At 72.1% G+C, this 3,701-nt stretch carries 4 protein-coding genes and 1 pseudogene; 3 read left to right on the forward strand and 2 right to left on the reverse strand.

What is annotated here, in order from left to right; all coding sequences use genetic code 11:
• Positions 1-635, forward strand: a 635-nt coding sequence (locus CCN42_RS06165; RefSeq protein ID WP_107427551.1) for a DUF305 domain-containing protein, incomplete at its 5' end; no start/stop codon positions are given.
• 88 nt (positions 636-723) lie between these two features.
• Here CCN42_RS06165 and CCN42_RS06170 read toward each other — a convergent pair.
• Entirely contained in the window at positions 724-1,086 is a 363-nt protein-coding gene (locus tag CCN42_RS06170; protein WP_086733564.1) for an ArsR/SmtB family transcription factor, read from the reverse strand.
• A gap of 183 nt (positions 1,087-1,269) precedes the next feature.
• Here CCN42_RS06170 and CCN42_RS06175 point away from each other — a divergent pair, with 183 nt between their 5' ends.
• Positions 1,270-2,634, forward strand: a complete 1,365-nt coding sequence (locus CCN42_RS06175) for an FAD-dependent oxidoreductase (protein ID WP_086733566.1) — start codon at positions 1,270-1,272, stop codon at positions 2,632-2,634.
• An 84-nt stretch (positions 2,635-2,718) separates the two neighbouring features.
• On the opposite strand, the gene CCN42_RS06180 is transcribed toward CCN42_RS06175, so the two are convergent.
• Positions 2,719-3,189, reverse strand: a complete 471-nt coding sequence (locus CCN42_RS06180; RefSeq protein ID WP_211294641.1) for a hypothetical protein — start codon at positions 3,187-3,189, stop codon at positions 2,719-2,721.
• 190 nt (positions 3,190-3,379) lie between these two features.
• Between CCN42_RS06180 and CCN42_RS43675 the strand changes: the two are divergent.
• Positions 3,380-3,701, forward strand: a pseudogene (locus CCN42_RS43675) (hypothetical protein); the annotation flags it as partial.

A 3,701-nucleotide genomic window follows, 5' to 3' on the forward strand; every position in this document is an offset into this window, starting at 1 on the left:
TCCGCCGCGGCGTCGCCGCGGGCCTCCTCACCGCCGGCGTCCTCTTCCTCACCGCCTGCGGCGGCGACGGCACGAGCGGCATGGACCACGGCGGGCACGGCGGCTCCCCGTCGGCGGCCGCGGAAGCCGGGGCCGGAGCGGGAGCCACGACCGGGACGGGCGACTTCAACGACGCCGACGTCGCCTTCGCCCAGCTGATGATCCCGCACCACGAGCAGGCCCTGGAGATGGCCCGGCTCGCCGGCGGCCGTGCCGCAGACCCGGAGATCGAGGAGCTGGCCACGCGGATCGAGCAGGCCCAGGACCCGGAGATCCGGATCATGAAGGGCTGGCTGGAGTCCTGGAAGCAGCCGACGGCCGCGCCGTCCACGCCCGGCATGGAGCACGGGGGTCACGGCGACGGTGACGGCATGATGTCCGACGCTGACATGACGGAACTCGAGGGCCTGGAGGGCAGCGCCTTCGACAAGGCGTTCGCCAAGATGATGATCGAGCACCATGACGGTGCGATCGGCATGGCCCAAAAGGAGCGGCAGAAGGGCGAGAACGCCGATGCCAGGAAGCTGGCCGGCGACATCGTCACCGGCCAGACCGCCGAGGTGCGGCAACTGCGGGACATCCTCGACCGGCTCTGACCGGCCGTGTCCCACCGGCCTGCCCGGGCCCGGCGGCCCGGGCGGGCTTCGGCCCCGCCCGGCCCCGGCGGGCTTCGGCCCGCGCCGGTCAGTCGTGCGGGGCCTTTCCGCTGACGCGGTGGTCGGCGTGGCTGAGGGCTTCCATGACGAGGCGGCGCAGATGGCCGTCGCGCAGGCTGTAGTGGATGTGCCGGCCCTCGCGGCGGAACTCGACCAGCCCGGCGAGCCGCAGCTTGGCCAGGTGCTGGCTGACCGCCGTGCGCGAGGCGGCGCACCGCTCGGTCAGCGAGCCCACGTCCGACTCCCCCTGCGCCAGCAGCCACAGCAGATGGAGCCGGGTGGGGTCGGCGAGCATCGCGAACACCTCGGTTGCCTCCGCCAGGCGCGCGCCGTCCGGAGGGCGCAGATGCGCGTCGTCGAGTGCGGGTGACACGGGCTCGCGAGCAGGCATGCGTACAGCCTAGAGGGGGGCCTGACGGGGGCCTCCGCACGGGCGCGGCGCCCTGAAGGCTCACTTATCATCCTCATAAGGCAGCCTTATGAGCCCATAGACCGGACCCGCGTACCGACTTAGGCTTGCCTTAGCTTAGGCTTCCCGACGAGTCGCTTGTCATCGCTCGAAGGGAACCTGATCATGCCCCGGCCTCTGCGGGTAGCCATTGTCGGAGCCGGCCCCGCCGGGATCTACGCCGCCGACGCCCTGCTCAAGTCCGACGTGGCCGCCGAACCCGGCGTGTCCATCGACCTCTTCGAGCGGATGCCCGCGCCGTTCGGTCTGATCCGCTACGGCGTCGCCCCGGACCACCCCCGGATCAAGGGCATCATCACCGCCCTCCACCAGGTGCTCGACAAGCCGCAGATCCGGCTCTTCGGCAACGTCGACTACGGCACCGACATCAACCTGGACGACCTGCGTTCGTTCTACGACGCGGTCATCTTCTCCACCGGCGCCACGGCCGACCGGGACCTGCCGATCCCGGGCATCGACCTCGACGGCTCCTACGGCGCCGCCGACTTCGTCTCCTGGTACGACGGCCACCCGGACGTGCCGCGCACCTGGCCGCTGGAGGCGGAGAAGGTCGCCGTCCTCGGCGTCGGCAACGTCGCCCTGGACATCGCGCGCATCCTCGCCAAGACGGCCGACGAACTGCTGCCGACCGAGATCCCGCCGAACGTCTACGAGGGGCTGAAGGCCAACAAGGCCCTGGAGGTCCACGTGTTCGGCCGCCGTGGCCCGGCGCAGGCGAAGTTCAGCCCCATGGAGCTGCGCGAGCTGGACCACTCCCCCAACATCGAGGTCATCGTCGACCCCGAGGACATCGACTACGACGCGGGGTCCATCGAGACCCGGCGCGGCAACAAGCAGGCCGACATGGTCGCCAAGACGCTGGAGAACTGGGCGATCCGCGATGTCGGCGACCGCCCGCACAAGCTCTTCCTGCACTTCTTCGAGTCGCCGGTCGAGATCCTCGGCGAGGACGGCAAGGTCGTGGGCCTGCGCACCGAGCGCACCGAGCTGGACGGCACCGGCAACGTCAAGGGCACCGGCACGTTCACCGACTGGGACGTCACCGCGGTCTACCGCGCCGTCGGCTACCTCTCGGACAAGCTGCCGAAGCTGCCCTGGGACATCGACTCGGGCACGGTTCCCGACCAGGGCGGCCGGGTCATCGAGGAGGGCGGCGAGCACCTTCGGTCGGTGTACGTCACCGGCTGGATCCGGCGCGGCCCGGTGGGTCTCATCGGCCACACCAAGGGTGACGCCAACGAGACGGTCGCGAACCTGCTGGACGACTTCGCGAACGGCCGTCTCCAGACGCCCGAGGCCCCCGCGCCCGAGGCCGTGGACACCTTCCTGGCCGAGCGGAACATCCGCTTCACCACCTGGGAGGGCTGGTACAAGCTGGACGCCGCCGAGAAGGCGCTGGGCGAGCCGCAGGGCCGCGAGCGCGTGAAGATCGTCGAGCGCGAGGACATGCTCAAGGCCAGCGGCGCGTAAGCGGGCGGCGGCGACCGGCCGACGACGTCTCACAGAACCCTGACCGAGGGGCCCGGTGGCTGTCCGCCGGGCCCCTTCGCGTGCTCAGACCGCCTCCTGCGCCTCCCGCACGGCCCGCTCGAACAGCTCGTGCAGGGGCACGGGCGGCAGCAGCCGCAGAAAGGGCGCGTACACGTCCTTCCCGGACGCGGACGCCAAGTGGGCGGCCAGCTTGCAACCTTCCAGCGGCAGATGCGGCGCCTTGGCGTCCAGCCACTCGCCGAGCACGAAGGCGGTACGCCCCGCCCGGGCCCGGCGGCCGGCCGTGACCGCGCCCACCGCGACCAGCTCGGCCTGGGCCGCCTGGTGACGAGCCGCCGTCCAGCCGTTCCAGCGGCGGACGGCGGCGTCGGTGGGCCGGGCGAGAGCCAGCAGTTGCAGATACAGGGAGGCGGCGTCCGCGCCGACCCCCAGGGCCCGCGCGGTGCCGGCGACCAGGCCGGGTGCGCTCAGCGCGGGATTCGCCTCGGGTGTAGTCGGTGGTGCCGGTGGGGTCGGTGTAAAGGTCGGCATCACCGCCCGGGGTGTAGGCGAGGGTGGTCCGGGCGCGGCGCCGGCTCGCTCGCACGCCGCTCAGGGCCCCCTCGGGAGTGCGCCCATTGCGTTCCTTTCTCCCCAGCCGTCCCAACCTCGGCGGACCCGCTTCCCGGAACACGTCGGCGACCCGATGATGAGCACGCGCGGGGACCATCACATCGGGGGCGACATGAGGGCTTCACTCGGAACACGTCTCGCGGGCCTCCTCCTCACCGGCTCACTGTCGCTCCTGGCGGCCGCCTGCGCCGACGGCGGCAACGGCTCGTCGAACGGCGGGCAGGGTGGGAACGGTGGGACGAGCGTCGCGGGCGGCGTGTCGGGCGGAGGCGAGGAAGGCGACTCGGAGGGGCCCGAAGGCTCCGGTGGGTCGGGCACGACCGGGGACTCGAACGGCTCGGACAGCGGTGGGAAGGGCACGGGAGGTGCCCTGCCGACGTGGCGGGCGACGGACGACGGCTCCGGGGGGACGTCCGGCGACGGGGAAGGCGAGA

Origin of the sequence: Streptomyces glaucescens, assembly GCF_002154375.1 — a bacterium.
GTDB lineage: Bacteria > Actinomycetota > Actinomycetes > Streptomycetales > Streptomycetaceae > Streptomyces > Streptomyces glaucescens.